The sequence below is a fragment of the Shewanella sp. SM20 genome (assembly GCF_025654545.1).
Lineage (GTDB): Bacteria > Pseudomonadota > Gammaproteobacteria > Enterobacterales > Shewanellaceae > Shewanella > Shewanella oncorhynchi.
The window spans coordinates 96,698-103,464 of record NZ_JAKKRK010000010.1; the positions used below are offsets into that span (position 1 = coordinate 96,698).

Genomic DNA, 6,767 nt, shown 5'->3' on the forward strand with positions numbered 1-6,767 from the left:
AGAGGTCAAACCATCAAAATTCACACTAACTTACTCACACCCAGCAGACTGCTTGCACGGGTAAATCCAACTAACATTGCATTTGCTACTTTAGCACAAAATTTTAGTGTCAGTATCGCGATAAGTTTATTGAGTAACAATTAGTTAGACTTAATCAATTAAGTCTTCCCCCGATAATTCAGCACTTTCTTAGCGAGAGAAAACCATCCCTAAAGACATATATCAGCAATAACAGGGTTTTGATTGACAAAAATGCTATCTTATTGTCTACAATGGAAATAATAAGGCTGAAAAACCAAGGATATTTATGCCCACTGACGTCGTATCAAGCCAAGCTACCCTGCTCAACAGTAAACAATTATATCGCATTTGCGAACTCGACCAATTAAGCACAGATTGCCAATCGACAGCAGAACTCACACCTCTCAATGATATTGTCGGCCAAGAACGCGCCCAGCAAGCGGTAGAGTTTGCAATGGGAATTAAAGAAAAGGGTTACAACATCTACGCCATAGGTCAGAACGGCCTCGGCAAACGGACCATGATGCTGCGTTACCTAAGCCGTCACGAGCCAAACGACCATACCCTGTACGATTGGTGCTATGTGGTTAATTTCGATGATACCCGTTGCCCTAAAGTACTGAAACTGAGCGCAGGGACTGGGCTTGAATTTAAAAAAGCCGTCGAAAAGTTGATGCTTAAACTTGTCAAAGCTATGCCTTTAGCCTTTGATAATGAAATGTATTATGCCCGCACCGAAAAGCTCAAAAGCCAATTATCACAGAAACAAGAAGTCGCACTCACTGAATTAACCGAAGAAGCGAAACAAAAAGGCATCAGCCTCAGTTTAACCATGCAGGGCGACTATCAAATGGTAGCGCTCAATGGTGAAGAACCCCATGACGAAGCTTCATTCGAAGCATTGACAGAGACTGAACGTAGTCAATTTGAAAGTAATATCAATGGCCTAGAAGTTAAACTGCGCGGTATTATTCGCCAAATCACTGAATGGGAAGAAGAATTCAGCGACAAGCAGCAAGAGCATGACGAACAAGTCGCCAAAGAAGTATTAATCCATTTTATTAAGCCACTCAAAGATAAGTTCAAGCACCAGCCAGAAGCGCGGACTTTCTTAACCGGTATGCAGGCGGATATCTTAGACAATTTAGATATCTTTTTAGAAGAAAGTGAAGAACAACTGGGCCTAGCCTACGCTTCCCTTGAAAAGAAAATGCCCCGCCGCTACCAAGTTAACGTTTTGGTCGCTCAAGGGACTCAAAAATTCCCTATTGTCGTAGAAGAAAGCCCAAGTTATCACAGCCTATTTGGCTATGTGGAAAATGCCACCTTCAGGGGGACAGTGTTCACCGACTTCTCACTTATCCGCTCTGGCAGTCTGCACAAAGCTAACGGCGGCGTGCTATTAATGGATGCGGTAAAAGTGTTAGAACGCCCTTACGTGTGGGACGGGTTAAAACGCGCCCTGCGTTCACGCAAACTCGATTTAAGTTCACTCGAGCGGGAAGTGTCACTGTCGGGCACTATTTCATTAGCGCCTGAGCCTATCCCCTTAGATGTGAAAATTATTCTGTTTGGCGATCATGAAACTTATCAGCTGTTACAGCACTATGATCCTGACTTCAGTGAGTTATTCCGCGTTACCGCCGATTTTGAAGATGTGATGGACAGAACCTCAACTTCTGAGGCGCACTATGCCCGCTTTATTTCGAGCATAGTTCACGACAACAACATGCTGCACTGCGACCGCGCCGCCATAGCGCGCATCATTGAATACAGCTCGCGGGAAGCCGAAGATCAACAAAAACTGTCGCTACACTCGGCCAATATTGCCAACCTACTGCGGGAATCAAACTACTGCGCTAAATCTTCGGGCAGTCAGCAAATTTTAGTACCGCACGTTGAGCAAGCACTGCGAAATCAGGAGCAAAGAGTCTCGCGTCTGCACGACAACATAATGCAAAGCTTTACCAACGGCACGACCTTGATTAGCACTCAGGGCAAAGTGGTTGGGCAAATCAATGCCTTATCCGTCATCTCGACCTCAGATCATCAGTTTGGTATGCCCAATCGCATCACAGCAACCACAGCGTTTGGTAAGGGTGAAGTGATGGATATCGAGCACAGAGTCAAACTTGGAGGCCGGATCCATTCTAAGGGCGTGTTGATCTTAACCGCTTATTTAGCCTCAGTTTTAGGTAAGACGGCGCAAATCCCGCTCACCACTTACCTCACCTTCGAACAATCATACAGCGGTGTGGACGGTGACAGCGCCTCAATGGCCGAATGTTGCGCGATTATCTCGGCCATTAGCGAGCAAGCACTAAGGCAAGATATTGCCATCACAGGTTCGATGAACCAATTTGGCGAGGCTCAACCCATTGGCGGCGTGAATGAAAAAATTGAAGGCTTCTTCGATGTTTGTAAAATAAAAGGCCGTACACCGGAGCAAGGGGTGATTATTCCTGCCTCGAACATGGCCAACCTTATGCTGCGCAAAGACATTGTCGATGCAGTGGCACAGGGGGAATTCCATATTTGGGCTATTACCCATGTGACTCAAGCAATGGAGTTACTGCTCGGTAAAACCGCAGGAAGTTTGCCGCAAACGGCCGCACCTAGCCAAGGGCAATATTCTCCCGAGAGCATTTTCAGCATCGCTCAGCAAAAACTCACCGCACTCAGATCCTTAGTTAAAGCGGATTAAATAAAAGGCACGAGACAAACGAAAAGGGTTAGCACATGCTAACCCTTTCTTTATTCAGCTATTAAATGAAATTACACTAAGCTTGCTAGCATTTCGTCGCTGTAAGGAACCAGTTCAACGCCATCACGCACGCGAGCAACATAGTCAGGATTGGCAATGAATGGGCGACCAATAGCAATCAAATCAAACTTATTCGCCGCAATCGCTTCACTGGCAGTTTCAGCGCTGTAGCTTCCAACTCCCACTAAGGTTTTGCCATAGTGTGCGCGCACATAGCTTGAAGCTCTGCCACCAAGATAATCGAATTCCATGCTGTCATCGAAAATCCCAATATGCACAAAAGCGATATCGCGGGATTCCAGCTCAGGCAAGAAGTAATCGAACACTTCGCGGTCACGACTATCTGCCGCCATATTGAAATAAGCCCCTGGAGAAATCCGTAAACCGGTTCTGTCTTTGCCGATACGAGCCACAACAGCATCGACAACCTCAAGCGCAAAGCGGGACATATTGGCTGGAGTGCCACCGTATTCATCGGTGCGGCGATTGCTGTCATGGTGTAAGAAAGTGTCAATCAAATAACCATTTGCACCGTGGATTTCGACGCCATCGAACCCAGCTTCAATGGCATTTTCCGCCGCTTTGGCGTAATCACGCACTAGGCCTTGAATATCCTCAAGTGTGGCAGGTTTTGGCGTGACATATGTCAGTTCGCGCATTCTTGGCACGCTGCCTTCAATCTTCTGTGCTGATGCAGCAAGCACATCACCACCACCGAAAAAGTGTGGATGAGCAACACGGCCCGTATGCCATAACTGCACAAAAATCTTACCGCCATTGGCATGTACAGCATCGGTCACTTTACGCCAGCCAGCAATTTGCGCTTGAGTAAAAATACCAGGGGTATTTGGATAACCTTGAGCATCGGGACGAATAATCGTCGCCTCTGTGATGATCAAACCCGCTTCGGCGCGGCGTGCATAATAGGCGACCATATCATCGGTCGGCACTAAATCGGCATCCGCCATACAACGGGTTAAAGGTGCCATTAAAATACGATTATTTAAGGTAATAGTGTCATTAAGTGAGTAGGTATCGAACAGATTTACCAATGAATTTGGCGTGGTTTGTGTGGTCATTTTCTCAGTTCCATTCTTGAATATGCATTCAAGATATTATTATTTGAACGATCATTCAAGTTCATTTTTGAATGTTTGTTCAAATTTAGGTAGAATCTGGCCTAAGCGTTTCTATACAAGTGAATGAAATTCGATGCGTAATGCAGAGTTCGACCGAGAACAGGTACTTCGCGGCGCTATGGCCGCCTTCATGCACAAGGGTTACACCAAAACGAGCATGCAAGATCTTACTCAAGCCACGGGATTACATCCGGGGTCGATTTACTGTGCCTTCACCAATAAACGCGGGTTATTAATCGCGGCCATTGAGCAATATCAACTCGACAGAAACGAACAATTCAACAATCTATTCGGCAATGGCGAGAATGTGCTGACTAATTTGAAAACCTACTTAGATCATCTCGTTATTGAATGTCTGAGTTGCGATAGCGCCCAAGCTTGCTTACTGACAAAAGCGTTAAATGAAATTGCAGAGCAAGATGTTGAGATCCGAGACATCATCAATCAGTATCTACAATCTTGGCAGCAAACACTCACGCTACAATTTGCCACCGCAACGTTACAAGGACTCCTCCAAGGCGATCGCAGCAGCGAGCAAAGAGCCCAATATTTAATGATGGGAATTTATGGTTTAAGAACCTTCGCCCACACCCATCCTAATACCGAAACCTTACAGTACCTTGCAGATCAATTATTGGCAGAAGTCTGCCATTAAAGTGCGTTAATTTGTGGGACAGTAAATATCTAAATGACTAACCGAATATGATTAGGCGAACAAGCGCTAACATTAATAGAAATAGATGGATTGAATAAAGTTTTTGCAGAAGATGTCGGGACGATAATTTAGCAAAGCGAATTATTCGTCCCAAGAATGACGATTAGTTTAAAATGTTAACCTATATTAGCTTGAGCAAACACTCGCTCGCCTAATGAATTCAATATCTTACACTCACCTTCAAGTACAGCAATGATAGATTTTCCCTTGCGGAAACTTCCAGGTATCATCACACGCCCAGCTTCACTCACTGGCAAATTACCTAATACGGCGTTGTGCATAATTAACCCTACGGGCGCATCATAATATAAAACAGTTACAGTCGCTTGATTTGCTTGCATCATATTTAACTCACATTAAGCAGCATCTACTGCGTTATATTTACGTCGCAAGAGAGCTCCCTGTCCTCAACATTTTAAAATATCCAGAAAGATATTTTAAACATTTTAAATCAATTATTTAAGGTCTTATTCAAATTTTATGATTTTTTATTGGATACAATACTGTCTTATACTGTACACCTTGAGCTATTTAAGCACTTCGGCAAAAAGATGCCAATCTATTTCTATTATGTTAATCAATTACCCACTATCGATCACATATAAGACACAAATAAAGATGCGTTTTTATGCATTTTTTAGAGTAAATAACCTAAATTTGAGTTATCAGTAATCTACTTAGCTTTAAATCCCACTCGAAATCCGCCCCAATGTTTACCGTTTACAAAAATGGGCACCGACAAGTCGTGCATCACTTCGCCCGTATCGCGTTTATAAGTTTGCAATAGCACAGGTTCAGTATGGGCGCCGCAACGGATCCCTGTCGGATCATTAAACAAGCGTTTGGTTCGATTGTGCACCATATCAACCTCAACTTTGCCTGTCAGTGCTTGGCTAAAGCGTTTATTATGGGTCGGAAAATAACCTTTCCTATCAACGGCTCCCGCATAAATAATTTCGCTGTGTTTTGCCAGAATGGGCTCTTGAATTGTTGGAAAATGCTGATCGGTATAACGATCGAAAGCCGTGCTGTATTTCTGCGGCTGAGTATTGGTAATAGGTTGGTATTTAGGATTAAACAAATCAGCCTCGCTAAAACTGCCACTGGCTAAACCTTGTGCTAACTTGTCACCGCACGCTTTAGCGGCAACATTCGCCAATTGCAGAACCTGCTGATCGAAGGTTTGTGTATCCCATTTAGACAGCGCTTTAAAAATACCCTCAGTGGTCAAGGATAAAGTAAAGGCCTGCTCGGATACGCTATGACTCTGTTTACCCGTCGAATTTAACGAGTCACGAATTTGAGTCACCGAGCGGCTAATGTCGTTAGTAGTGTTGTTATATTGTTTGAGTGAATCTTCCATATCACCTAAGGCATGGGCCGATTGAGTCACAGAAGCCGAAATCTCAGTAAAGTGCGCGTCTAACTCGCCCATAGCCGCGACCACATCGGCGGTTTGCGTTACGACCCTTTCCATCAGCCCAGAAGTTTTATCCGTTTCACTGCGGATTTCTAATAGCATTTTGCCAATATCTTGGGTTGCACCCGCCGTTTTCCCCGCAAGGCTGCGTACTTCGTCTGCCACTACCGCAAAACCTCGACCCTGCTCTCCCGCACGGGCCGCTTCGATAGCCGCATTTAACGCCAACAGATTAGTTTGCTCGGCAACGGAGTTAATCACTTCGGTAATTTTTTGGATTTCTTCGGCTCTTGATTTAAGCGCCTGCACTTGCTCAGCGGCAGTATCAATATCCGTACTCAGTGAATGAATGGCTGCAACACCTTTCTGAGCTTGACTTCGTCCCTGCACGCTAACGCGCTCAGCCTCTTGAGCTTGGCCTAAAATATCTGCCGCATTATCGCCAAGTTGGGCCGTAGTGCTGAAGAATCCCCTGATGATTTACAAATAAATCATCAAATTAGGGTGGAAGCGCATCTTGTTGCATGATCAAATGGTTTCGCTAAAAACTACACTTGGACAACAAGATGCGCGAAGCCAATATCCTACAACATTCTTTACACCAATACTGCCCAGAACTTCACCTAAAACGATTAAACAGCTTGATGCTGGCCTCTAAGGCACTGATTGAATGTAAGACACTGACCTTGACTGAGTTAGGTCGAAATT

General features: G+C 44.6%; 4 protein-coding genes and 2 pseudogenes. 3 read left to right on the forward strand and 3 right to left on the reverse strand.

Annotated elements, in window-relative coordinates:
* Positions 1–307: 307 nt before the first annotated feature.
* Positions 308–2,725: a Lon protease family protein gene (locus tag L5M18_RS06360; RefSeq protein ID WP_263196279.1), complete on the forward strand. Its 2,418-nt coding sequence runs from the start codon at positions 308–310 to the stop codon at positions 2,723–2,725.
* A 71-nt stretch (positions 2,726–2,796) separates the two neighbouring features.
* Here L5M18_RS06360 and L5M18_RS06365 read toward each other — a convergent pair whose 3' ends face one another.
* Positions 2,797–3,864, reverse strand: coding sequence for an alkene reductase (locus L5M18_RS06365; protein ID WP_212600007.1), 1,068 nt, complete (start codon positions 3,862–3,864; stop codon positions 2,797–2,799).
* 133 nt (positions 3,865–3,997) lie between these two features.
* On the opposite strand from L5M18_RS06365, the gene L5M18_RS06370 reads away from it, so the two are divergent.
* Positions 3,998–4,579 (forward strand): TetR/AcrR family transcriptional regulator, encoded by a 582-nt coding sequence (locus tag L5M18_RS06370; RefSeq protein ID WP_263196280.1) that lies wholly within the window; start codon positions 3,998–4,000, stop codon positions 4,577–4,579.
* A 176-nt stretch (positions 4,580–4,755) separates the two neighbouring features.
* On the opposite strand, the gene L5M18_RS06375 is transcribed toward L5M18_RS06370, so the two are convergent.
* Both L5M18_RS06375 and L5M18_RS06380 read right to left on the reverse strand, forming a co-directional pair.
* Positions 4,756–4,980 (reverse strand): TIGR02922 family protein, encoded by a 225-nt coding sequence (locus L5M18_RS06375; RefSeq protein ID WP_263196288.1) that lies wholly within the window; start codon positions 4,978–4,980, stop codon positions 4,756–4,758.
* A gap of 332 nt (positions 4,981–5,312) precedes the next feature.
* Positions 5,313–6,518: pseudogene (locus L5M18_RS06380) on the reverse strand (methyl-accepting chemotaxis protein); the annotation flags it as partial.
* A 107-nt stretch (positions 6,519–6,625) separates the two neighbouring features.
* Here L5M18_RS06380 and L5M18_RS06385 point away from each other — a divergent pair.
* Positions 6,626–6,767: pseudogene (locus tag L5M18_RS06385) on the forward strand (IS4 family transposase); the annotation flags it as partial.